The sequence below is a fragment of the Bordetella hinzii LMG 13501 genome (genome assembly GCF_001548475.1).
In the GTDB taxonomy this organism is placed as follows: domain Bacteria; phylum Pseudomonadota; class Gammaproteobacteria; order Burkholderiales; family Burkholderiaceae_B; genus Bordetella; species Bordetella hinzii.
The window spans coordinates 198,735-220,250 of record NZ_LRUJ01000003.1; the positions used below are offsets into that span (position 1 = coordinate 198,735).

The 21,516-nt window shown below is 67.5% G+C and carries 22 protein-coding genes and 1 tRNA gene; 13 read left to right on the forward strand and 10 right to left on the reverse strand.

Annotated elements, in window-relative coordinates; genetic code table 11:
* Nucleotides 1-22 precede the first annotated feature (22 nt).
* The 4 genes from grpE to hrcA form a co-directional block, all read right to left on the reverse strand.
* Nucleotides 23-553, reverse strand: coding sequence for a nucleotide exchange factor GrpE (grpE, locus tag AXA74_RS03505; RefSeq protein ID WP_029579020.1), 531 nt, complete (start codon nt 551-553; stop codon nt 23-25).
* Between the two features lie 122 nt (nt 554-675).
* On the reverse strand, nt 676-909 hold the full coding sequence (locus tag AXA74_RS03510; protein ID WP_029579019.1) for a hypothetical protein: 234 nt from the start codon (nt 907-909) through the stop codon (nt 676-678).
* A 77-nt stretch (nt 910-986) separates the two neighbouring features.
* Nucleotides 987-2,087, reverse strand: a complete 1,101-nt coding sequence (gene hemH / locus AXA74_RS03515) for a ferrochelatase (RefSeq protein ID WP_029579018.1) — start codon at nt 2,085-2,087, stop codon at nt 987-989.
* A 44-nt stretch (nt 2,088-2,131) separates the two neighbouring features.
* Nucleotides 2,132-3,136, reverse strand: a complete 1,005-nt coding sequence (hrcA, locus tag AXA74_RS03520; protein ID WP_029579017.1) for a heat-inducible transcriptional repressor HrcA — start codon at nt 3,134-3,136, stop codon at nt 2,132-2,134.
* A 109-nt stretch (nt 3,137-3,245) separates the two neighbouring features.
* Here hrcA and AXA74_RS03525 point away from each other — a divergent pair, with 109 nt between their 5' ends.
* Nucleotides 3,246-4,145: an NAD kinase gene (locus AXA74_RS03525; protein ID WP_029579016.1), complete on the forward strand. Its 900-nt coding sequence runs from the start codon at nt 3,246-3,248 to the stop codon at nt 4,143-4,145.
* Nucleotides 4,146-4,162: 17 nt separating this feature from the next.
* A complete protein-coding gene (gene recN / locus AXA74_RS03530) occupies nt 4,163-5,818 on the forward strand; it encodes a DNA repair protein RecN (protein WP_032977798.1) in 1,656 nt (551 codons plus the stop codon).
* A 64-nt stretch (nt 5,819-5,882) separates the two neighbouring features.
* On the opposite strand, the gene fur is transcribed toward recN, so the two are convergent.
* Nucleotides 5,883-6,302 (reverse strand): ferric iron uptake transcriptional regulator, encoded by a 420-nt coding sequence (gene fur / locus AXA74_RS03535; protein ID WP_029579014.1) that lies wholly within the window; start codon nt 6,300-6,302, stop codon nt 5,883-5,885.
* A gap of 221 nt (nt 6,303-6,523) precedes the next feature.
* Here fur and AXA74_RS03540 point away from each other — a divergent pair, with 221 nt between their 5' ends.
* Both AXA74_RS03540 and dapB read left to right on the forward strand, forming a co-directional pair.
* A complete protein-coding gene (locus AXA74_RS03540; protein ID WP_029579013.1) occupies nt 6,524-7,072 on the forward strand; it encodes an outer membrane protein assembly factor BamE in 549 nt (182 codons plus the stop codon).
* Nucleotides 7,073-7,088: 16 nt separating this feature from the next.
* On the forward strand, nt 7,089-7,880 hold the full coding sequence (gene dapB / locus AXA74_RS03545; protein WP_032954860.1) for a 4-hydroxy-tetrahydrodipicolinate reductase: 792 nt from the start codon (nt 7,089-7,091) through the stop codon (nt 7,878-7,880).
* A 24-nt stretch (nt 7,881-7,904) separates the two neighbouring features.
* Here dapB and murB read toward each other — a convergent pair whose 3' ends face one another.
* Complete coding sequence (gene murB / locus AXA74_RS03550; RefSeq protein WP_051593903.1) at nt 7,905-8,924, reverse strand: UDP-N-acetylmuramate dehydrogenase; 1,020 nt, start codon at nt 8,922-8,924, stop codon at nt 7,905-7,907.
* Between the two features lie 193 nt (nt 8,925-9,117).
* Between murB and AXA74_RS03555 the strand changes: the two genes are divergently transcribed.
* From AXA74_RS03555 to dsbG, 4 genes are all read left to right on the forward strand, one after another.
* Nucleotides 9,118-9,193, forward strand: a tRNA-Gly gene (locus AXA74_RS03555).
* A 139-nt stretch (nt 9,194-9,332) separates the two neighbouring features.
* Complete coding sequence (locus tag AXA74_RS24095; protein ID WP_126623668.1) at nt 9,333-9,602, forward strand: hypothetical protein; 270 nt, start codon at nt 9,333-9,335, stop codon at nt 9,600-9,602.
* Between the two features lie 77 nt (nt 9,603-9,679).
* Nucleotides 9,680-10,501 (forward strand): TlpA disulfide reductase family protein, encoded by an 822-nt coding sequence (locus tag AXA74_RS03565; protein WP_032977801.1) that lies wholly within the window; start codon nt 9,680-9,682, stop codon nt 10,499-10,501.
* A gap of 4 nt (nt 10,502-10,505) precedes the next feature.
* Nucleotides 10,506-11,279 (forward strand): thiol:disulfide interchange protein DsbG, encoded by a 774-nt coding sequence (dsbG, locus tag AXA74_RS03570; RefSeq protein WP_032977804.1) that lies wholly within the window; start codon nt 10,506-10,508, stop codon nt 11,277-11,279.
* A gap of 17 nt (nt 11,280-11,296) precedes the next feature.
* On the opposite strand, the gene AXA74_RS03575 is transcribed toward dsbG, so the two are convergent.
* A complete protein-coding gene (locus tag AXA74_RS03575; protein WP_032977807.1) occupies nt 11,297-12,421 on the reverse strand; it encodes an aminotransferase class V-fold PLP-dependent enzyme in 1,125 nt (374 codons plus the stop codon).
* Between the two features lie 154 nt (nt 12,422-12,575).
* Here AXA74_RS03575 and AXA74_RS03580 point away from each other — a divergent pair, with 154 nt between their 5' ends.
* The 5 genes from AXA74_RS03580 to AXA74_RS03600 all read left to right on the forward strand — a co-directional run bounded on the left by AXA74_RS03580 (nt 12,576) and on the right by AXA74_RS03600 (nt 18,854).
* Nucleotides 12,576-13,517 (forward strand): LysR family transcriptional regulator, encoded by a 942-nt coding sequence (locus AXA74_RS03580; RefSeq protein ID WP_032977810.1) that lies wholly within the window; start codon nt 12,576-12,578, stop codon nt 13,515-13,517.
* An 89-nt stretch (nt 13,518-13,606) separates the two neighbouring features.
* Nucleotides 13,607-14,314 carry a GntR family transcriptional regulator gene (locus tag AXA74_RS03585; protein ID WP_032954857.1) on the forward strand — a complete coding sequence of 236 codons (708 nt, stop codon included), beginning with the start codon at nt 13,607-13,609 and terminating at the stop codon, nt 14,312-14,314.
* Nucleotides 14,311-16,926: a Fe/S-dependent 2-methylisocitrate dehydratase AcnD gene (gene acnD / locus AXA74_RS03590; protein ID WP_029579004.1), complete on the forward strand. Its 2,616-nt coding sequence runs from the start codon at nt 14,311-14,313 to the stop codon at nt 16,924-16,926. The genes AXA74_RS03585 and acnD overlap by 4 nt, the downstream gene beginning before the upstream one ends.
* A 52-nt stretch (nt 16,927-16,978) precedes the next feature.
* Nucleotides 16,979-18,163 (forward strand): 2-methylaconitate cis-trans isomerase PrpF, encoded by a 1,185-nt coding sequence (gene prpF / locus AXA74_RS03595; RefSeq protein ID WP_029579003.1) that lies wholly within the window; start codon nt 16,979-16,981, stop codon nt 18,161-18,163.
* Nucleotides 18,164-18,245: 82 nt separating this feature from the next.
* Nucleotides 18,246-18,854 (forward strand): LysE family translocator, encoded by a 609-nt coding sequence (locus AXA74_RS03600; protein ID WP_029579002.1) that lies wholly within the window; start codon nt 18,246-18,248, stop codon nt 18,852-18,854.
* A 115-nt stretch (nt 18,855-18,969) separates the two neighbouring features.
* Here AXA74_RS03600 and AXA74_RS03605 read toward each other — a convergent pair whose 3' ends face one another.
* The 3 genes from AXA74_RS03605 to AXA74_RS03615 all read right to left on the reverse strand — a co-directional run bounded on the left by AXA74_RS03605 (nt 18,970) and on the right by AXA74_RS03615 (nt 21,515).
* Entirely contained in the window at nt 18,970-19,995 is a 1,026-nt protein-coding gene (locus AXA74_RS03605) for a Bug family tripartite tricarboxylate transporter substrate binding protein (protein ID WP_029579001.1), read from the reverse strand.
* 63 nt (nt 19,996-20,058) lie between these two features.
* The gene (locus AXA74_RS03610) at nt 20,059-20,811 is read right to left on the reverse strand and encodes an SDR family NAD(P)-dependent oxidoreductase (RefSeq protein WP_029579000.1); all 753 of its coding nucleotides are present in this window, start codon (nt 20,809-20,811) and stop codon (nt 20,059-20,061) included.
* Nucleotides 20,808-21,515, reverse strand: a complete 708-nt coding sequence (locus AXA74_RS03615) for an SDR family NAD(P)-dependent oxidoreductase (RefSeq protein ID WP_029578999.1) — start codon at nt 21,513-21,515, stop codon at nt 20,808-20,810. Before AXA74_RS03615 ends, AXA74_RS03610 begins: the two co-directional genes overlap by 4 nt.
* Nucleotide 21,516 lies beyond the last annotated feature (1 nt).

The window sequence follows — 21,516 nt, forward strand, 5'->3', positions numbered from 1 at the left end:
CCGTATCTTCGGCAGGGGCCGGTCAACCCGCCGACACCACCACCAGCGCGGGGCGCAGGGTGCGGTCGGCAATGACATAGCCCTTTTGCAGCAGCTGCACCACGGTATTGGCCGGCTGCTCGGCCGGCACCGAGGAAATGGCCTGGTGCAGGTGGGGATCGAATTTGTCTCCCTGGGCAGGCGCGACCTCCTTCAGGAGATTGCGCTCGAAGGCGGCCGCCAGCTGCCTGAGGGTGACTTCCACGCCTTCGCGCAGGGCTTCGACGGTCTGGTCGGGCTGGGCCAGGGCGGCCTCCAGGCTGTCCTTGACCGGCACGAGGCTCTCGGCAAAGGATTCGATCCCGAATTTGCGCGCCTTGGAAACGTCTTCCTGGGCACGGCGGCGAACATTCTCGGCTTCGGCCATGGCGCGCAGCGCCTGCTCCTGCTGGGCCTGGACCTGGGCCTGGGCGGCGGCCAGTTCGGCGCGCACGGCGGCCAGTTCGGCCTGCAGGTCATCGGCGGGCAGATCGGCGCCGGCGTCTTGGTCGACAGGCTCTTGGGGTGCCGTCATGAGAATCCTCCAGAATAGGGAAAGTGCGGTATCAGCCCCTAAATGAGGGCCGCTTCCCCGATTTCAAGGGGGGATGGGCCAAAAAAGACCAAGGCCCGTCGCATCGCGAACGGGCCCGGGGCTTATTTCTTGCGGGGCTGGACCGGCGCCGGGGGGTCGCTGGCCGGAAAAGACTCTTCCAGCGCTTCGTCGACTTGGTCTGGCCGGTCTTCCTCGGGGGTGATGGAAATGGGGTCGCTGGCCGGAAAGGTTTCCATCAGCGCCTCGTCGAGATCGCGCTCGACCACGTCTTCTTCGAGATCATCGTGGCCGGGCGCGCCGGAGGTGCCCACACTGGGGCGGGTCGGGGGTGTCATCTTGCCGTCTCCTTGAAAAAGGGCTTTCGCGGAATAGACAATGCCTGGGCACGCAGGGCGTGCCAGCCGACTTCAGTTTACGCGATTGGCCGGCGCCCGGCCGGCCAACCTTGCAACTGGTTCTGGACCAGGTCGGCCAGGCCCGCCACCCACAAGGGGCTGTCATTGAGCGCCGGAATGTAACGAAAACGCTTGCCGCCGGCCGCCATGAAGGCATGGCGGCATTCCTGGTCGATTTCTTCCAGGGTTTCCAGGCAGTCGGCCACGAAGCCGGGGCAGACCACGTCAACCTCGGTCACGCCCTGGCGGGCCAGCTCCCTGAGGGTGGGCTCGGTATAGGGCTCCATCCAGCGCGCCGAGCCGAAGCGGCTCTGGAACGCCACCTCGACCTGCTCGGCCGCCAGGCCGAGGCGCTCGCGCAACAGCCGGGCCGTCTCCAGGCAATCGCGGTAATAAGGGTCGCCCAATTCGATGGAGTAGCGCGGCAGGCCGTGAAAACTCATGAGCAGCTTCTGCGGCCTGCCTTGCGCATCCCAGAACGCGCGGATGCGCTCGGCCTGCGCATCGAGATAGGCGGGGTCGTCGTAGAAGCGCTTGACGAAGCGCAGCGCCGGCTGGTCGCGCAGGCGCGCGGCATGGCGCGTGACGGCGTCCACCGCGGTCGCGGTGGTGCTGGCCGCATACTGCGGATAGAGGGGCAGCGCCAGGATGTGGTCGCAACCCTGCTCGCGCAGGCGCGTGATGCCCTCGGCCACCGAAGGATTGCCATAGCGCATGGCCAGGGCCACCGGCACATCCAGGCCGCGTTCGCCAAGCGCGGCGGACAGTCCCTCGGCCTGCTGACGGCTGTACACCATGAGGGGCGAGCCGCCCTCCAGCCAGATGCCCGCATAGCGCGGCGCCAGCTTCTTGGGCCGCAGCGTCAGCACCAGCCCATGCAGGATGGGCTTCCAGAGGTAGCCGGGGATCTCGATGACGCGCGGATCGGAGAGGAACTCGCCCAGGTATCTGCGGATATCGGCCTTGGACGGCGTATCCGGGGTGCCCAGGTTGACCAGCAGCACGCCGGCCCGCCCGGGGCCGCGCGGCGGCGGATGATCATCGAACGGGTCTTCGCCGCGCGCCGGCTCCGCCAGAAAGCGCTCAGGCCACAAATACTTGAACAGCCGAAGAAACACAGACCTCTCCCGGGGGCATCCCCCGCGGGATGCCGTTGTTGGAATTATTGATTGTGGCTGAGCGCGTTGGACAGGAGCCGGGCGGTGATATCGACGATGGGTATCACCCGCTCATAGGACATCCGGGTCGGGCCGATCACGCCCAGCGTGCCGACGATCTGGCCGTCCACGCCATAGGGCGCCGTGACCACGGTGACCTCGTCCATGGGCACCAGCTGCGAATCCCCGCCGATATAGATTTGCACGCCCTGGGCACGGCTGGAGACGTCCAGCAGCTGCAGCAGATCGGTTTTTTTCTCGAACAGCGCGAACATCTTGCGCAGCCGATCCATGTCGGACGCGATGTCGGTCACGTCCAACAGCTTGCGTTCGCCGGAAATGACCACGGAATCGCCCTCGTCGGCAGCCTCGGCGCCGGCCTCGACGGCCGCCTGCATCAGGCGCGAGATGTCTTCGCGCAGCTGGGTCAGCTCGGTCGACAGCGTCCGGCGCACCGCGTCGAAGGACTTGCCGGAGAAGTGCTGGTTGAAGAAATTGGCCGCCTCGACCAGCTCGCTCTCGGCGTAGTCGCGCTGCACCTGCATGATGCGGTTCTGCACGTCGCCGTCGGGCGTGACGATGATGAGCAGCACCCGTTTTTCCGTCAGGCGCACGAATTCGATCTGGCGAAACACCTGCGCCCGCTTGGGCGTGAGCACCACGCCGGCGAACTGCGTCAGGTTGGACAGCAGGGCCGCGGCCGCATTGACGGCGCGGCTGGGCTCGACCATGGGCAGCAGCTCCCCCATATTGGCCGGCTCGAACTGGTAGGGGTGGACGGCCAGCAAGGAATCCACGAACATGCGGTAGCCGCGCGGGGTGGGCACGCGGCCGGCCGAGGTGTGGGGGCTGTGGATCAGGCCCAGCTCCTCCAGGTCGGCCATGACGTTGCGGATGGTGGCCGGAGAAAGGTCGAATACCTTCGAAAGCGTGCGCGAACCCACCGGTTGCCCGTCGGCGATATAGCGTTCAATCAACGCTTTCAACAAAGCTCGTGCGCGGTCGTCCATATGAGTATTTTATGGAAAGTTTTGCCAGGAGGCGATTTTTGTCCTCCGACATGATATGCGGCCCCATATAATCGCCTGATACGCCTCACGAATCCACTGAAACCCGCTCATGCACTTTCCTATCGTCGCCCTGATCGGACGCTACCAGGACACCGGCCTGGACGCTCCCCTGCGCGCCCTGGCCGACATGCTCACGCAGGCCGGCCGGCGCGTCCTGGTCGACGCCGATACGGCGCGCAACACCGGCGTCCATGAGTTCCCCGAGGCCACGCTGCAGGAGATCGGCGAATCGGCCTCCCTGGCCGTGGTCATGGGCGGCGACGGCACCGTGCTGGGCGCGGCCCGCCACCTGGCGCCGTACGGGGTGCCGCTGGTGGGCATCAACCACGGGCGCCTGGGCTTCATCACCGACATCCCGCTGCAGGATGCCCGCAATGCGCTGGCGCGCGTGCTGGACGGCAATTTCCAGATCGAAGAGCGCATGCTGCTGCAAGGCAGCGTGTGGCGCGGCGACGCGCAGATGTACTCCGCCTCGGCGCTGAACGACGTGGTGCTCAACCGCGCCGGGCGCGGCGGCATGATCGAAATGCGGGTCGAGCTGGATGGCGTGTACATGTATACCCAGCGCGCCGACGGCCTGATCATCGCCACGCCCACCGGGTCGACGGCCTATGCCCTGTCGGCCGCCGGCCCGCTGCTGCATCCAGGCCTGAACGCCATGGTGCTGGTGCCGGTGGCGCCGCAAAGCCTGTCGAACCGGCCCATCGTGATCCCCGACACCGGCGTGCTCAATATGACGCTCACGGCCATCGGCCGCGTCGAGACCGGCGCCTCGGTGCACTTCGACATGCAGACCTGGTCGGATCTGCAACTGGGCGACCGCATCACCGTGCAGCGCGCCCCGCATACCGCCCGCCTGGTTCATCCCCAGGGCTACAGCTTTTTCTCCACCCTGCGCCGCAAGCTGCATTGGAATCTGATGCCGCAGGCCACCGACAACATCGAGTAATCCCGGCAGCGCCCGCCATGTTGCGAACCCTGCATATCCGCGACTTCGTCATCGTCGAACAGACGGAAATCCATTTCGGCGCCGGCTTCACCGTATTCACGGGCGAGACCGGCGCAGGCAAATCCATATTGATCGACGCGCTGGCCCTGGCATTGGGCGAGCGCGGCGACGCCAGCGTGCTGCGCGAAGGCGCGGCCAGGGCCGATATCACGGCCATCTTCGACACGCCCGCCCACCTGTCGGCCTGGCTGGCCGAGCGCGAGCTCGAACCCGCCGAAGAGCTGTCGCTGCGCCGCGTCATCGATGCCCAGGGGCGCAGCCGCGCCTATATCAATGGCATGCCGGCCACCGTCACGCAGCTGCGCGAGCTGGGCGACACCCTGGTCGATATCCATGGCCAGCACGCCCACCAAAGCCTGATGCGCCCCGACGCGCAGCGCGAGCTGCTGGACGCGCATGGCGGACACGGCGAACTGCGCCAGGTCGTGGCTCAGGCCTGGAAGCACTGGCGCGGCCTGGCGCGCCAGCTCGAGACCGCCGAACAGGACGCCGAGGCGCTGGCCGCCGAACGCGAACGCCTGCAATGGCAGGCCGAAGACCTGGATCGCCTCAATCTGGCCGAAGGCGAATGGGACGCGCTGCAGGCCGAGCACAGCCGCCTGTCGCATGCGCAGTCGCTGCTCGATGGCGCGAGCCAGATCCTCGAAGCCCTGGACGGCGAACAGGATTCGGCGCTTTCGCGCCTGAACGCGGCCAGCCACCGCCTGCAGCAGATGCAGCGCCATGACAGCGGCCTGGGCGGCATCGCCGAAGAGCTGGAATCGGCGCGCATCGCCATGAGCGAAGCGGTCTCCGACCTGAACAACTACCTGAGCCGCGTCGACCTGGATCCGGAGCGCCTGAACGCGGCCGAGGCGCGCCTGAGCGCGGTCTTCGAAACCGCGCGCAAGTTCAAGACCGAACCCGACCAGCTGGCCGCCCTGCACCGCTCGCTGCGCGAGCAGCTGGCCCAGCTGCAAGCCGCCGGCGACGTCGATGCCCTGCGCGCCCAGGTCGAGGCCGCGCGGGCGCAATATGACAGCGCCGCGGCGCTGCTGACCGAGGCGCGCCGCAAGATCGCCCGCGACCTGGGCAAACAGGTCACCCGGGCCATGCAGACCCTGTCCATGAGCGGCGGGCGCTTCGAGGCGGCCCTCACGACCGGGCCGGCCAGCGCGCAGGGCAATGAAACCGTCGAATTCCTGGTCGCCGGCCATGCCGGCACCACTCCCCGGCCACTGGCCAAGGTCGCCTCCGGCGGCGAGCTCTCGCGCATCTCGCTGGCGCTGTCGGTCATCGCCAGCCGCGCGGCGCGCGTGCCCACCCTGATCTTCGACGAAGTCGACAGCGGCGTGGGCGGCGCGGTGGCCGAGGTCGTGGGCAAACTGTTGCGCGAGCTGGGCGGGCGCCATCAGGTGCTGTGCGTGACCCACCTGCCCCAGGTGGCGGCTTGCGGCAACCACCAGTTCCGCGTGAGCAAGAGCGAAAAAAGCGGGGTCACGCGCTCGCGCATCGCCGAACTCGACGCGGACGAACGCATCGAGGAAGTGGCCCGCATGCTGGGCGGCATCACCATCACGCCCACCACGCGCGACCACGCGCGCGAGATGCTGCAGAACACCCGCGCCGCCTGACCCCGCGGCGCGTGGGCAAAAAAAACCCGGCCGGAGCCGGGTTCGAGTGCTGCGCTCGGCGCGGTCAACGGGCGCGCTGGCAGTCCGAGCAAATACCGTACAGCACCATGGCATGGCTTTCGAGCACAAAGCCGTTGTCCTTGGCGACCTTGTGCTGGCGCTTTTCGATGTCGACATCGGAAAACTCCACCACCTTGCCGCAATTGGTGCAGATCAGGTGATCGTGGTGATCACCGTCGTTGAGTTCGAACACGGCCTTGCCGGTATCGAACTGGCTGCGGGTCAGGATGCCGGCCTGTTCGAACTGGGTGAGGACGCGATACACGGTAGCCAGGCCGATTTCGACGCTCTCGCCGATCAGGGCGCGATAGACGTCTTCGGCGCTGAGGTGGCGCTGATCCGACTTGCGGAAAATGTCGAGAATCTTGAGGCGGGGAAACGTCGCCTTCAAGCCCATGTTCTTCAATTCGCTTTGGTCGCTCATGTAGTCGCTCTCCGTCCACTGAGGCGCGGCGCCGGAGCCCGTCCCAACCTGGGTCTAGTAATGCGGCCCCATTTCCGCACCGCCGCCTCGCCATGACGAAGCAGCCTACAAGACATTGGCTGGCAGAGCCCCAATTCCCGCTGCCTTGCGGAACTATCCGTTATTTAAACCTTTATGATAACGGTTTTGTCCGTTTCCAATAATAGGGGCGCGTAGTGTCCATGATTGCTCGTAATCCCTCCCGGCCCGTCAAGGCGGTGCTGGGAACCCTGGTACTGGCTGCGGCCCTGGCCGGCTGCTCTTCCGGCAAATGGGGCTTCCCCTATCGCGCGGACATGCAGCAAGGCAACTGGATCACCCGCGAACAGGTCGCGCTGCTGCAACCCGGCATGTCCCGCGAGCAGGTGCGCTTCGCGCTGGGCAGCCCCACGCTGACCAGCGTGCTGCACGCCGACCGCTGGGACTACCCCTATTACTTCAAGCCCGGCTACGGCAAGGCCGAAGAACGCCACTTCACGGTCTTCTTCGAAAATGACCGCCTGGTGCGCTGGACCGGCGACGAGCAGCCCGAGCTGCAGCCGTTCCAGATCAACAAGCTCAACGCCGAACGCGCCGAGAAGGCCGAAAACACCGAAGACACCGCCGAGAAGCGCGACGAGCAGGCCGAGAAGGCCGAGCAGGTCCGGCCCCATATCCAGGTGAACTCGCCGACCTCGCCGACCACCTCCTACCCTGGCCAACCCGGCAATGCGCCTGAACCCCTCAAGTAAGCTCCAAGGAAAGACAATGCGTATTGCAATCGCCGGCGCCAGCGGCCGCATGGGCCACATGCTGATCGAGGCTGTCCTGAACGCCGAGGGCGTCGAACTCGCCGTGGCGCTGGACCGCAAAGGCTCGCCCTCGCTGGGCCAGGATGCCGGCGCCTTCCTGGGCCGTGATACCGGCGTACTGATCACCGACGACCTGGACAGCCTGTCCCGCGCCGATTGCCTGATCGATTTCACCCGGCCCGAAGGCACGCTGGAGCACCTGCAGGCTTGCCTGCGCCACGGCACCCGCATGGTCATCGGCACCACCGGCTTTGACGACGCCGGCCGCGCCGCCATCGAAGTGGCCGCGCAGAAGATCGCCGTGGTGTTCGCGCCCAATATGAGCGTGGGCGTCAATGCCACGCTCAAGCTGCTGGACATGGCCGCCCGCATTCTCAACAGCGGCTATGACGTCGAAGTCTTCGAAGCGCACCACCGCAACAAGGTCGATGCGCCTTCGGGCACGGCGCTCGCCATGGGCGAGGCCGTGGCCTCGGCCTGGAACGTCGCCCTGCCCGATGTGGCCACCTGGACGCGCCACGGAGAAACCGGGCCGCGCAAGCCCGGCACCATCGGCTTTTCGGTCGTGCGCGGCGGCGACATCGTCGGCGACCACACGGTCTACTTCTGCGGCACCGGCGAGCGCATCGAGATCACCCACCGCTCCAGCAGCCGCGCCACCTACGCCGAGGGTGCGGTGCGCGCCGCCAAGTTCCTCGACGGCAAGCACAATGGGCTGTACGACATGCAGGCGGTGCTCGGGCTCTGATCCGCGCCCCTACAAGAAAAAACCTCAACGCACGACGATGGGCTCGGGCTCCAGCCACACGCCATAGTGCGCCATGACATCCTCCTGGATGGCGGCCGCCAGCGCCAGGATATCGGCCGCCGCCGCCCCGCCCCGGTTGACCAGCACCAAGGCCTGCCGGTCGTGCACGCCGGCCGGGCCCAGGCTGCGCCCCTTCCAGCCGCATTGATCGATCAGCCAGCCGGCGGCCAGCTTGTAGCGGCCATCGGGTTGCGGATACGACACCAGGCCGGGAAACCTGGCTTGCAGATGCTCGCGCGTGGCGGCGTCGACCAGGGGGTTCTTGAAAAAGCTGCCGGCATTGCCGATCACGGCCGGGTCGGGCAGCTTGGCGCGGCGGATGCCGCAGACCGCCTGGAAGATGGCGCGCGCATCGGCCGGACCTTGCTGCAAGGCCGGCCAGCGCTGCAGGTCCGGATACTCCAGCACGGCGCGCCAGGGGCGCGGCAAGGCAAAACGCACCCGGGTGATGAGCCATCGGCCAGGCTCGCGCTTGAAGACGCTGTCGCGATAGGCGTAGCGGCAATCCGCGGCCGAGAAGCGCGTGGCGCGCGCCTCGCGCAAATCCCAGGCGCTCAGGCTATCGAAACGGTCCGACAGCTCCACCCCGTAGGCGCCGATATTCTGCACCGGCGCCGCTCCCACCGTGCCGGGGATGAGCGCGAGATTTTCCAGCCCGTCCCAACCCTGCTCGACACAGTGCGCGACCACCTCATGCCAACGTTCGCCCGCGGCCGCCTCGACGATCCACACGTCCGGGCGCGCCTCGACCAGGCGGATGCCGCGCAAGGCCACACGCACGACCAGGCCCGCCACCGACTCGCCCAGCACCAGATTGCTGCCGCCGCCCAGCACGAAGCACGCCGGATAATCCACGGCGAGCGCGGACAAGGCAGGCAACTGGGCCTCGTCCTCCAGGGTGACGAAAGCATCGGCGCGCGACGCCAGGCCGAAAGTGTTCAAACCGCGCAGGTCCTGGGCCGCGGGCACGAGGGATATTGACATGGGCACGAAAAGCTATGCTATAGTTTCTGTCTTCGCTCATATTACTTGAACGATTGATGGCCTGGCTGCCGCGATTCGCGGATTGCGAATAACGCAAAAAGCAGCAGCCAGCACAAATCAAAAAATTCATGTACAATGCGCGTCTTTCGTTGAAACAGCGGCGCTTGAAGGCACTGCCAGAAACGAAACCCAAGCGGGAATAGCTCAGTTGGTAGAGCGCAACCTTGCCAAGGTTGAGGTCGCGAGTTCGAGACTCGTTTCCCGCTCCAGAATTCAAGTCCCGGGCCGCAATACCCGCGACAGCAAAGGCCGAAAGATCATTCTTTCGGCCTTTTTCATTTGCGGCGCGCTTTCGCGCCACCTGTGCCCGGCTGACGCGGCCATCTCCACCGCGGCGCCTCCACCCCTATGGAAAAGGACGACGGCCCCGGAGCCTTCCATCTGCTGCATCTGCTTGTCAGCGTCCAGAGCGCAATTCCCGGTGAACGGCTCACACCCCATGAGCGCACTTTTTCCACCCAGCAAATTGAAAAACCGCTGATCAATCAGGGGGAACTACATTCCAGATCACTGGCAATGGCTCCGGTTGAAAAAATTAGCAGACCATTCCACACGACACGACGTGAACCCCTTAACGCTCCATTAATCCAAGTCGTGGATCCTTGTTTTTCGTATTGAGCGGGGCGGGTTGATGGGTTTGGATTTCCGGTCTTTGTCAGTGCTTGCGGGCATGGGCCTGCCCCGGGCGGCGGGCCATGCATAGCGTCGGCCCGTTTTCCCTGCCGGTGGCCGCCGTGGCGCTTGCCGCGGTGCTGGCCTGGCTGGCCGCGCGGCTGGTATGGCGCGAGGCGGCCGGCAGGCGCGCCGCCGCTTTGCTGCTCGATGCGCTGTTCATCGGCCTGGTGGCCGCGCGCGCGGCCTATGTGCTGCGCTGGTGGCCGGATTACAGTGCCGCTCCACGCGCCATCGTGTCCATCGGCGATGGCGGTTTTTATTGGTGGGCCGGCTTGCCGGCGGGCCTGGCCTGGCTGGCCTGGCGCACGCGCGGGCTGCCGCCGCTGCGGCAGGCGGCGCTGGGCAGCGCCGCCATCGGCATCGCGGCCTGGACTTTCGCGCAAGGCTATATCGTCCAGGCGCAGCGGGGGTCCCTGCCCGCCCTGGCGCTGGAGACGCTGGAGGCGCGCCCGGTTTCGTTGGAGCACTACAGCGGCCGGCCAGTCGTCATCAATCTGTGGGCGTCCTGGTGCCCGCCCTGCCGGCGCGAGATGCCGGTGCTGGAGCAAGCCCAGGCGGACTATCCCGGCGTGCGCTTTCTGTTGATCAACCAGGGGGAAAGCGCGGCCACCGTGCGCGAGTTCCTGGCCGGGCAGGGCCTGGCGTTCAAGGATGTGCTGCTGGACCCGGCATCCCAGGCCATGCCGGCGCTGCGCACCCGCGGCCTGCCGACGACGCTGTTCTTCGATGCGCAGGGCCGCCTGGCCCAGGCGCATATGGGCGAACTGACCGCCGCGCGCCTGCGCCAGACGCTGCAAGACCATCTCGTGCCACCGCCGGACGCGACCCGAATCCAGGAGTAACGCCATGTCCCCGAAGAAATCCCTAGTCCCCGTCCTGCTGGGCGTCGCCGCCCTGGGCGCCGCCGCGAGCGGCTTTGCCGGCGAGCAGGACCGCCCCGCCGTGATCCGCTCGCTGGAGCGCCAGGGCCTGAGCCATGTCCAGGAACTGGGCAATGTCAGCGGACTGCGCGGCTACGCCGGCATGGTGGGCCAGCAGCCCATCACCATCTATGTGGCGGCCGATGGCAACGCCATCGTGGGCAGCCGCATCGGTCCCGATGGCGAGAGCCTGGACGAGGCGCGCGTGCGGGAGTTGGTCGCCAAGCCCATGAGCGAGGCCATCTGGAAGCAACTGGACGATTCGACCTGGGTGGCCGATGGCAAGGCGCAGGCGCCGCGCGTGGTCTATACCTTCAGCGATCCCAATTGCCCCTATTGCAATCGCTTCTGGCAAGCCGCCCGTCCCTGGGTGGACGCGGGCAAGGTGCAGCTGCGCCACATCGTCGTGGGCGTCATCCGAGCCGACAGCAGCACCAAGGCCGCCGCCATTCTCGGCGCGCCGGACCGGACCGCCGCGTTGCTCGAAAACGAGCGCAATTTCCGCCAAGGCGGCATCAAGCCGGCGGCCAGTGTGCCCGCGGCCATCCGCGACAGCCTGGACAACAACCAGATCTTGATGGCGGAGCTGGGCTTCCGGGGAACGCCCGGCATCCTCTACAAGGATGAGCAGGGTCAGGTGCAGCGCGTCAACGGCATGCCGCGCCCGGATGTCCTGGCGCGCGTGCTCGGCCCCCGCTAGGCGCGGCCCCCGCGCGCCTACGTCCTGAGCGCATCGAGCAAGGCCGACTCGATGCGGTCCACATCGGCCCTGCAGTTGTAGCCGTGAAAGCTGATGCGCAGGCGTCCGCGGCCGTTCCAGGCCAGCACGCCGGCCTCGTCGAGCCGGCGGTGCAAGAGCGCCGCATCGGGCCGCGCGATGCAGACGCTGGCGCCATGGCGCGCCGGGTCGGCCGGCGTGGAGCTCTCCAGGCCATGCGAGGCCAGCCGGCCTAGCAGGTCCGTCGTCAGGCCTTGCACATGCGCCTGGATCCGCGCCGGCTCAAAGCCCAACAGGTAGTCCAGCGCGCTGGACAGGACATACAGGCTGGCGTGGGCCGGGTTGCCGCGCGTAAAGCGCAGCGCGTCGTCACGCAGGCGTATGCCCTGGTCGTAGCGCGTGCCGTCAGTGGCCAGGGAATACCAGCCCGCCGAGACGGGCGCCCAGTCCGGTTGGCGCCGCCGGTTCCAATAGGCCGCGGCGGTGCCCGTCATGCCCAGCATCCACTTATAACTGGCGCTGAAGGCGAAATCGGCGATCGAGGCCGGGATGGGCAAATAGCCGGACGCCTGGGTGAAGTCCACGATCAGCAAGGCGCCCACGGCGTCGGCGGCCCGGCGCAGGGCGCGCAGATCGAAACGCTCGCCGTTGAGGTAGGAGACATAGCTCACCAGCACGGCCCGGGTGCGGTCGTCTATCGATGCCGCCAGCGCCTCGGTGCCGGTGGCGGGCGCCAGGCGCAGCTCATGGGCCGCGCCGGGCCGCGCCAGCAGGGGCGCCACCACCGAGGGGTATTCGGTGTCCATGACGCATACGCGGTCGCCCTGCCCCAGGCCCAGGCTGTCCAACACCAGGGACATGCCTTCGGCCACATTGCTCACCCAGCCGATTTCGTCGGCGCGCACCCCCCAAAGCGCCGCCAGCTTGCCGCGCGTCTCCTCGACCACGGTCTCCTGCGACGGGCGGCCGCGCGCGCCCTGGCTTTTGTCATGGATATAACGCGCCAGGGCCTCGTCGTGTCGCCACAGAAATGGCGTTTCGCCGGCGGCGCAGACATGGGCGAGGCCGGCAGGCAGGCGGAAGTCGGCCGGATCGAACAGGGGAGTCTCGGGCGAAGCGATCATGGGGATAACCGTGAGAACGACCGTTGCCAGGTTGGATGCAGGCCCAGTTTAGGGGCGGCCATGGTCTTGTTCCAGGGAGATCCGCTACTATCAGCCATGCATTATCTGCATAGCTCGATGGGCCTTTTTCCGTGGCCGGCACCGCGGCAGGACGATGAATACGCAGCAGCTCGACTATCTCAAGCAGGCCGTCAAGGCGGGCAGCTTTTCCCGCGCGGCCGATGCCGCGGGCGTCAGCCAATCCCAGCTGAGCCGCCAAGTGGCGGCCCTGGAGCAGGAAATGGGCTGCCAGCTCCTGCGCCGCCATGGCCGGGGGGTCGCCGCCACCGCCGCCGGCGAACGCCTGCTGGCGCTGGCCGAGACTTTTCTGCAAGAGGTCGCCCGCCTGAAATCGGCGGGCGCCGGGCGCGGCCTGCAAGGGGAGTTCACGCTGGGCGTGCCCATGTTTTTCTCGCAATCCCTCGCGCCAGACCTGATGGCGGCCGTGCGCAGCCGTTATCCCGGGCTGAATTTCATGGTGCGCGAGGGGCATAGCGGCGATCTGCACGATTGGCTGCTGGCCGGCGAACTGTCGGCGGCGGTGATCTACGAGCCCAAGCGCCCGCGCCAGCTGGCTGGCGACGCGCTTTTCCTGGAGCCGGTTTTCGTGGTCGGCACGCGCGAACTGGCGCAGCGCCACGGCGTGCCCCTGGACCAGGGCCTGAGCCCGCGCAAGCTGGCCGAGCTGCCCCTCCTGATGCCGACCCGGCGCCACGGCACCCGCCTGGATTTCGACACTCTCATGCGTCGCCACCGGCTGGCGCCGCGCATCGTGCATGAAGTGGATGCGCTGGGCGCGCGCATGCGGCTGGCGCGCAGCGGCGCGGGTGTGACGATTTTCGAATCGGCGGGCCTGCTGGCCGAAAGAAAAGACGCTTCGCTCTTCGTGCTCCCGGTGGCCGGACCGGCCTTTTTCCACCAGCTCGTCTGGGTGGATGCGCGCGAACAGGAACGCGGCGCCCAATGGCGCGGCCTGGTGCGCTTCCTGAAGCGCAGCATCGTCCGGCTGCGCCAGGAACTGGCCGACGGCGGCCCGGCCGACCGCTTGCAGTCCTAGGCGTTCGGGGCTACATTGTTGACAATCCATTCATCCAAAGCGGTAAAAACCGGTTTATGCCGGCAAAACCCCTCAAGATTGTCAACACGATGGACCAACCCATCCTGCCATCCGATCCGCACGGAGACACCGAGACCCTCTCCGAGCAGCTGTTCCGCAAACTGCAGTCCGCCATCATCAAGGGCGAGATCGCGCCGGGCAGCAAGATGTCGGAACCGGAGCTGGCGCGTGCCCACGGCGTGAGCCGGGGCCCCTTGCGCGAAGCGCTGCACCGCCTGGAAGGCCAACGCCTGCTGGTGCGCGTGCCGCACGCCGGCGCGCGCGTCGTGTCCCTGAGCCCCAAGGAGCTCAGCGAACTCTACGAAATCCGCGAGTCCCTGGAAGGCATGGCCTGCCGCCTGGCGGCGGCCCGCATGCCGGCCGCCGAAGTCCAGCAGGTGCGCGATGTGCTGCATGCGCATGAAAAAGACGCCGCCTTCCAGGCCGGGCTGGGCTATTACCAGCAGGAGGGCGACTACGACTTCCACTATCGCATCGTCAAGGGCAGCGGCAACGAGATGCTGTTCCGCATGCTGTGCGACGAGCTCTACCAGCTCGCCCGCATGTACCGCATCCAGTATTCCAACACCCCCAACCGCCCGCGCCAGTCATATGCCGAGCATCACCGCATCCTGGACGCCATCGCCGACGGCGACGGCGAACTGGCCGAACTCCTGATGCGGCGGCACATCCGTGCCTCCCGTCTCAACATCGAGCAGCAAATCACCCAAGGCAAGCAGCCCAAGAGCGAAGCATGAACCATTCCTACCGCAAGCCCCTGGCGGGCACCCGCCTGGACTATTTCGACGCCCGCGCCGCCGTGGAAGCGATTGCCCCTGGCGCCTACGATGAACTGCCCTATACCTCGCGCGTGCTGGCCGAGAACCTGGTGCGGCGCTGCGACCCCGCGCTGCTCAACGACGCGCTCCGGCAGCTCATCGAACGCCGCCGCGACCTGGACTTCCCGTGGTATCCGGCGCGTGTGGTCTGCCACGACATCCTGGGCCAGACGGCCCTGGTGGACCTGGCCGGCCTGCGCGATGCGATCGCCGACAAGGGCGGCGACCCCGCCAAGGTCAACCCGGTGGTGCCGGTGCAACTGATCGTCGACCATTCGCTGGCGGTGGAATACGGCGGCGACGATCCCGATGCCTTCGCCAAGAACCGCGCGGTCGAAGACCGCCGCAACGAGGATCGCTTCCACTTCATCGACTGGACCAAGCAGGCCTTCCGCAATATCGATATCGTGCCGCCGGGCAACGGCATCATGCACCAGATCAATCTGGAACGCATGTCGCCGGTCATCTATACCCAGGACGGCGTGGCCTATCCGGATACGCTGGTGGGCACCGACAGCCATACGCCCCATGTGGACGCGCTCGGCGTCATTGCCATCGGCGTGGGCGGCCTGGAGGCCGAGAACGTCATGCTGGGCCGCGCCTCGTGGATGCGCCTGCCCGACATCATCGGCGTGGAACTCACCGGCCGTCCCCAGCCGGGCATCACCGCCACCGACATCGTGCTGACCCTCACCGAGTTCCTGCGCAAGGAGAAGGTGGTCGGCGCCTACCTGGAGTTCCACGGCGAAGGCGCCGCGGCGCTCACGCTGGGCGACCGCGCGACAATTTCCAACATGGCGCCCGAGTATGGCGCCACGGCGGCCATGTTCGCCATTGATCCGCAGACCATCGCCTATCTGCGCCTGACCGGCCGCGAAGAAAGCCAGATCGCGCTGGTGGAAACCTATGCCAAGACCGCCGGCCTCTGGGCCGACAGCCTGAAGACCGCGCGCTATGAGCGCGTGCTGCGCTTTGACCTCGGCAGCGTGGTGCGCACCCTGGCCGGCCCGTCCAACCCGCATCGTCGCCTGCCTGTGTCCGCGCTGGCCGAGCGCGGCATCGCCGGCAAGGTCGAAAACACCCCGGGGCAGATGCCCGATGGCGCGGTCATCATCGCCGCCATCACCAGCTGCACCAACACCAGCAATCCGCGCAATGTGATTGCCGCCGGCCTGCTGGCGCGCAATGCCAACCGCGCCGGGCTCAAGCGCCAGCCCTGGGTCAAGAGTTCGCTGGCGCCAGGCTCCAAGACGGTCGCCCTCTACCTCGAAGAAGCCGGCCTGCTGCCCGAACTGGAAAAACTCGGCTTTGGCGTCGTGGCCTTTGCCTGTACCACGTGCAACGGCATGTCCGGCGCGCTCGACCCCGCCATCCAGCAGGAGATCGTCGATCGCGATCTCTATGCCACCGCCGTGCTGTCGGGCAACCGCAACTTCGACGGCCGCATCCATCCCTACGCCAAGCAGGCCTTCCTGGCCTCGCCGCCCCTGGTCGTGGCCTACGCCATCGCCGGCACCATCCGCTTTGACATCGAACGCGATGTCCTGGGCGTGGACGCCCAGGGACGCGAGATCCGCCTGGCCGACATCTGGCCCAGCGACGAAGAGATCGACGCCGTGGTGAATTCGGCCGTCAAGCCCGAACAGTTCCGCAAGGTCTACGCGCCCATGTTCGGCATCCAGGACGACCGCAAGTCGGCCGTCGATCCCCTGTATCCCTGGCGCCCCAAGAGCACCTATATCCGCCGCCCGCCCTACTGGGAGGGCGCGCTGGCCGGCGAACGCACGCTGCGCGGCATGCGGCCGCTGGCGGTGCTGGGCGACAACATCACCACCGACCACCTCTCGCCGTCCAACGCCATCATGCCGGACAGCGCGGCGGGCGAATACCTCGCCAAGATGGGCCTGCCGGAGGAGGACTTCAATTCCTACGCCACGCACCGGGGCGACCATCTCACCGCGCAGCGCGCCACCTTCGCCAATCCCAAGCTCTTCAACGAGATGGTGAAGAACGAGGACGGCAGCGTGCGCCAGGGCTCGCTGGCCCGCGTGGAACCCGAAGGCAAGGTGATGCGCATGTGGGAAGCCATCGAGACCTATATGGAACGCAAGCAGCCGCTCATCATCGTGGCCGGCGCCGATTACGGCCAGGGTTCTTCGCGGGACTGGGCGGCCAAGGGCGTGCGCCTGGCGGGCGTCGAAACCATTGTCGCGGAAGGCTTCGAGCGCATCCACCGCACCAACCTGATCGGCATGGGCGTGCTGCCGCTGGAGTTCAAGCCCGGCGTGAACCGCAAGACGCTGGGGCTGGACGGCACAGAGACCTATGACGTGGTGGGCGAGCGCCGGCCCCGCGCCGACCTGACCCTGGTCATCCACCGCCGCGACGGCCGGCGCGAAGAAGTGGCCGTCACCTGCCGCCTGGATACCGCCGAAGAGGTTTCGATCTATGAGGCCGGCGGCGTGCTGCAGCGCTTCGCCCAGGATTTCCTGGAGGCGGCCTCGGCCGCCGGCGCCCGGCAGGCCGGCTGATTCACCGGGCGGGCGCCCCGCCCCAACCTTGACTCTCTACCAGGACTGCGACATGGCACAAGCCCCCCAGATCCGCATCCCCGCCACCTATATGCGCGGCGGCACCAGCAAAGGCGTTTTTTTCAAACTGGACGATCTGCCCGAGTCCGCCCGGGTGCCCGGCCCCGCGCGGGACGCGCTCTTGATGCGCGTGATCGGCAGCCCGGATCCCTATGGCAAGCAGATCGACGGCATGGGCGCGGCCACCTCCAGCACCAGCAAGACCGTCATCCTGTCCAAGAGCACCCGGCCCGGCCATGATGTCGATTACCTGTTCGGCCAGGTCGCCATCGACCAGGCCTTCGTGGACTGGAGCGGCAATTGCGGCAATCTGTCGGCCGCGGTGGGCCCCTTCGCCATCACCAACGGCCTGGTCGAGGCCGACCGCGTGCCGGCCAACGGCATCGCCGTGGTGCGCATCTGGCAGGCCAATATCGGCAAGACCATCGTGGCCCATGTGCCCATGACCGACGGCGCGGTCCAGGAAACCGGCGACTTCGAGCTCGACGGCGTGACCTTCCCCGCCGCCGAGATCCAGCTGGAATTCATGAATCCCGCCGAAGAGGGCGAAGGCGGCTCGATGTTCCCGACCGGCAACGTGGTCGACGATCTCGACGTGCCGGGCGTGGGCCGCTTCAAGGCCACCATGATCAACTCCGGCATCCCGACCATCTTCCTCGATGCCGAAGCGCTGGGCTACAAGGGCACGGAGCTGCAGGAAGACATCAATGGCGATCCGGCCGCCCTGGCCCGCTTCGAGACCATACGCGCCCATGGCGCGCTGCGCATGGGCCTGATCAGCAAGCTGGAGGACGCCGCCTCCCGCCAGCACACGCCCAAGGTCGCCTTCGTGGCGCCGGCGCGCGAATACGTGGCCTCCAGCGGCAAGCGCATCGCCCGATCGGATATCGACGTGCTGGTGCGGGCGCTTTCCATGGGCAAGCTGCATCACGCCATGATGGGCACCGCCTCGGTCGCCATCGCCACGGCCGCCGCGGTGCAGGGCACCCTGGTCAATCTGGCCGCCGGCGGCGGCCCGCGCGAAACGGTCTGCTTCGGCCACCCGTCGGGCACCCTGCGCGTGGGCGCCAAGGCCGAACGCGCCAACGGCGAATGGACGGTCACCAAGGCCATCATGAGCCGCAGCGCGCGCATCCTCATGGAAGGCCGCGTGCACCTGCCCCGCGACGGTTTCTGATTCCAGCGCGGGCGGACGCGGCTTGCGCCCGCCCGCCTGCCGGTTCTAGACTGGCCGCTTCCCTTTTTCCGGTTTCATTGTCATGGCGCTGCACAGCTGGCTGATCTATCTGGTCGCCGTCACCGGCCTGTCCCTCACCCCCGGCCCCAACACCCTGCTGGCGCTCACCCATGGCGCCCTGCATGGCCATCGGCGGGCCCTGTGCACCATCGCCGGCGGCGCCGTGGGCTTCATCGCCCTCATCGCCTTGTCCATGCTGGGCATCAGCGCGCTGCTCAAGGCCTGGGCGCCGGCGCTGACGCTGCTCAAATGGGCGGGCGGCGCCTACCTGGTTTGGCTGGGCATCCAGCTCTGGCGCGCGCCCGGCGTACAGCTGCGACCCACGCCCGGCCTGCCCGGCCTGCGCGCCACGCGCATGTTCAGCCAGGGCTTCCTGTCGGCCATTTCCAACCCCAAGGCCCTGCTCTTCTACGGCGCCTTCCTGCCGCAATTCATCGATCCGGCGCGCAGCCTGTTCACCCAGTTCGTCGTGATGGCGGCCACTTTCGCCTGCATCGAATTTGTCGTCGAATACCTGCTGGCCCGCCTGGCGCACCGGGTGCGCCCCTGGCTGGAGCGCAGCGGCCGCCGCTTCAACAAGCTGTGCGGCGGCCTGTTCGCCGCCATGGGCATCGCCCTGCCCACGACATAGCCGGGCCGCGGCGGCGTAAAAAAAGCCAGGCCTGCCAAGGCCTGGCTTGAAAGCAGCGCGGCGCTGCCGGCGACCGGCGAGACGCCGGCTCACGCCGCACCGTTACTACCGATACTCAATCCACGCTGGCGCCCGAGATCTTGACGGCCTCGGCCCACTTGGCGATTTCCTTGTCCACGAAGGCGCCGAATTGTTCGGGCGTGGACGGCGTGAACTCGCTGCCCGCGGCGATCATCTTCTGCTTGGCCACCGGGTCGGCCATGACTTCGCGCATATCGGCCGAGATCTTGTCCACCAGCGCCTTGGGCGTGCCCTTGGGCGCGAAGAAGCCCGACCACGGCGGGGCGGCAAAGCCCGGGAAGCCTTGTTCGGCCACCGTGGGGTAGTCCGGCGCGCTGGCAAAGCGTTCGCCGGTCGTGAGCGCGATGATCCGCAGCTTGCCGCTCTTGGCATAGGCTTGCACCGCCGGCAGGCCGGTGATGCCCACCTGGATCTGGCCGCCCAGCAGGTCGGTCACCATCGGCGCGCTGCCCCGGTAGGGAATATGGGTCAGGGCGAAGTGGCCCTGGTTCTTCAGCAGCTCCATGCCCAGATGCGAGGCCGTGCCATTGCCGTCCGAACCATAGGAGTACTGCACCACGCCTTTTTTCAGCAGCGCGATCAGCTCGGTCAGGTTCTTGGCCGGCACTTCGTTATTGACCACGATGGCATTGGGATACAGCGTGGCCTGGGTAATGGGCTCGAAGTCCTTGCGCGGGTCATAGCGCATGTTCTTGTAGAGCGAGGTGTTGATGCTGTGCGAGCCGGTCACGCCCAGCACCAGCGTATAGCCGTCCGGCGCGGCGCGGGCCACGAACTCGGAACCGAGGTTGCCGCCGGCGCCCGGACGGTTCTCGACGACAACGCCCTGGCCCCACTTTTTGGACAGGCCTTCGGCCACCAGACGGGCCGTGATGTCGGTCGCGCCGCCGGCCGGGAAGGGCACGATGATCGTGACCGGACGCGACGGATACGCATCCTGGGCCATTGCGCCGGCCGTGGCGGACATGCCCAGCACTCCCGCCAGCAAAGGCAGGGCGGCGCTCTTGAGCAGGCTGCGGCGCAGGTTGGCACCGGCAGTGGAGAAAATCCCCGTATTCATGTGTCTATCCTTCTGTGCTCGAATCAATGCAAACATCAAATACAAACCACAAACCGGCCACCGCTATATTGCGGTGTACCCCCCGTCCACGCGCACATCCGTGCCCGTGATGAACGCAGCGTCCTTGCCCATGAGGAACAAGGCCGTGCGCGCGACTTCTTCTACCTCGCCCAGGCGCCCTATCGGGTAGCGCGGGGCCAGCGCCTGGCGCGCTGTCTCGGCATCGCCATAGCGGCGCAGCACGCGGCCGGTCAAGACCGCGCCGGGCGACAGGCTCAGCGCCCGGATGCCTTCATCGGCATGATCGACCGCGATGGCGCGCGCCAGGGCGATCAGGCCGGCCTTGCTCGCGCCGTAGGCGCCGCGTCCCGCCGCTGCCACGCTGCCCAGCTGCGACGCGACATTGATCACCACGCCGCGTCGCGCCCGCCGCATCGGCGCCAGCGCCCACTTGCTCATCAGCCAGGCGCCGGTCAGATTGATGGCCAGGGCCTGGTGCCAGTTCGCGGCCGACAGATCGCCGATCTTGTCGCCCGGCGTCACCACCGCCGCATTGTTGACCAGGACATCGATGCGGTCCCAGCGCGCCAGCACCGCGTCGACCACACCGCGCGTCTGCATGGGGTCGGCCACATCGCATTGCAGCCGCAGGATGCGCTCATCGCCCTCCTGGCCCAGCCGGGCCAGCGCATCGGCGTCCAGGTCGATCAGCGCGACGCGGGCGCCGGCGTCCAGGCAGGCGCGGGCAATGCCCCACCCCAGGTCGCCGGCCGCGCCGGTGATCACCACGACCTGCCCGCAAAGATCTGTCGTCATACCGCCATGGCCCCCAATGAAGCGCCACCGCAGACATAGAGCGTCTGCCCGGTGACGGCGCCTGCCTGCGGCGCCAGAAAGAAATCAATTGCCGCGACGACTTCATCGGCGCGTATCAGCCGGCCCAGCGGCAGATCCACCTTGGGCGGCGCCCCGCGCCGCGGATCCTTCAGCATGGGCGTATCGACCGCGCCGGGCGCCACCACATTCACCGTGATGCCGCGCCCGATCAGCTCGGCGGCCAGGCTGCGCGCCATGCCGATCTGGGCCGCCTTGGTCGCGGCATAGGCCGCGCGATGCGCGCGGCCCAGCACAGCGCGGCTGGACACCAGGACGATGCGGCCCAGCGCCGGCGCCAGCCGCGGCCCGAGCACGCCGAGCAGCGCCAAGGGCGCCGCGCCGTGCAGGCGCCACAGCAACTCCGTATCCTCGGCACGCGAATCCTCGGCCCCGCCGCTGCGCATGACGCCGGCGCAGTGCACGAAAGCCCGCAGCCGCGCCGGCAGCGCATCGGCCAGGCCGTCGATGCCCGGGATATCCGTCAGGTCATGGAGGTGATGGGTATAGCCCGCATGCGCGCCCGCCGGCCAGGGCTGCCGGTCGATGCCGTGCACGCGCCAGCCGGCATCCAACAGATGCCGGGCCAGCGCCAGGCCGATGCCCGACGCAGAACCGGTGATGACGGCGACGCGGTCGACAGACATC

Excerpts from the sequence above, each read along its gene's own strand:
- grpE (WP_029579020.1), bottom strand. The coding sequence starts at position 553 with ATGACGGCACCCCAAGAGCCTGTCGACCAAGACGCCGGCGCCGATCTG.
- AXA74_RS24095 (WP_126623668.1), top strand. The coding sequence starts at position 9,333 with ATGGAAAAGGACGACGGCCCCGGAGCCTTCCATCTGCTGCATCTGCTT.
- acnD (WP_029579004.1), top strand. The coding sequence starts at position 14,311 with ATGAACCATTCCTACCGCAAGCCCCTGGCGGGCACCCGCCTGGACTAT.
- fur (WP_029579014.1), bottom strand. The coding sequence starts at position 6,302 with ATGAGCGACCAAAGCGAATTGAAGAACATGGGCTTGAAGGCGACGTTT.
- AXA74_RS03610 (WP_029579000.1), bottom strand. The coding sequence starts at position 20,811 with ATGACGACAGATCTTTGCGGGCAGGTCGTGGTGATCACCGGCGCGGCC.
- dsbG (WP_032977804.1), top strand. The coding sequence starts at position 10,506 with ATGTCCCCGAAGAAATCCCTAGTCCCCGTCCTGCTGGGCGTCGCCGCC.
- AXA74_RS03585 (WP_032954857.1), top strand. The coding sequence starts at position 13,607 with ATGGACCAACCCATCCTGCCATCCGATCCGCACGGAGACACCGAGACC.
- dapB (WP_032954860.1), top strand. The coding sequence starts at position 7,089 with ATGCGTATTGCAATCGCCGGCGCCAGCGGCCGCATGGGCCACATGCTG.
- AXA74_RS03580 (WP_032977810.1), top strand. The coding sequence starts at position 12,576 with ATGAATACGCAGCAGCTCGACTATCTCAAGCAGGCCGTCAAGGCGGGC.
- AXA74_RS03540 (WP_029579013.1), top strand. The coding sequence starts at position 6,524 with ATGATTGCTCGTAATCCCTCCCGGCCCGTCAAGGCGGTGCTGGGAACC.
- recN (WP_032977798.1), top strand. The coding sequence starts at position 4,163 with ATGTTGCGAACCCTGCATATCCGCGACTTCGTCATCGTCGAACAGACG.
- AXA74_RS03565 (WP_032977801.1), top strand. The coding sequence starts at position 9,680 with ATGCATAGCGTCGGCCCGTTTTCCCTGCCGGTGGCCGCCGTGGCGCTT.
- AXA74_RS03605 (WP_029579001.1), bottom strand. The coding sequence starts at position 19,995 with ATGAATACGGGGATTTTCTCCACTGCCGGTGCCAACCTGCGCCGCAGC.
- murB (WP_051593903.1), bottom strand. The coding sequence starts at position 8,924 with ATGTCAATATCCCTCGTGCCCGCGGCCCAGGACCTGCGCGGTTTGAAC.
- AXA74_RS03600 (WP_029579002.1), top strand. The coding sequence starts at position 18,246 with ATGGCGCTGCACAGCTGGCTGATCTATCTGGTCGCCGTCACCGGCCTG.
- AXA74_RS03575 (WP_032977807.1), bottom strand. The coding sequence starts at position 12,421 with ATGATCGCTTCGCCCGAGACTCCCCTGTTCGATCCGGCCGACTTCCGC.
- AXA74_RS03510 (WP_029579019.1), bottom strand. The coding sequence starts at position 909 with ATGACACCCCCGACCCGCCCCAGTGTGGGCACCTCCGGCGCGCCCGGC.
- AXA74_RS03615 (WP_029578999.1), bottom strand. The coding sequence starts at position 21,515 with ATGTCTGTCGACCGCGTCGCCGTCATCACCGGTTCTGCGTCGGGCATC.
- AXA74_RS03525 (WP_029579016.1), top strand. The coding sequence starts at position 3,246 with ATGCACTTTCCTATCGTCGCCCTGATCGGACGCTACCAGGACACCGGC.
- prpF (WP_029579003.1), top strand. The coding sequence starts at position 16,979 with ATGGCACAAGCCCCCCAGATCCGCATCCCCGCCACCTATATGCGCGGC.
- hrcA (WP_029579017.1), bottom strand. The coding sequence starts at position 3,136 with ATGGACGACCGCGCACGAGCTTTGTTGAAAGCGTTGATTGAACGCTAT.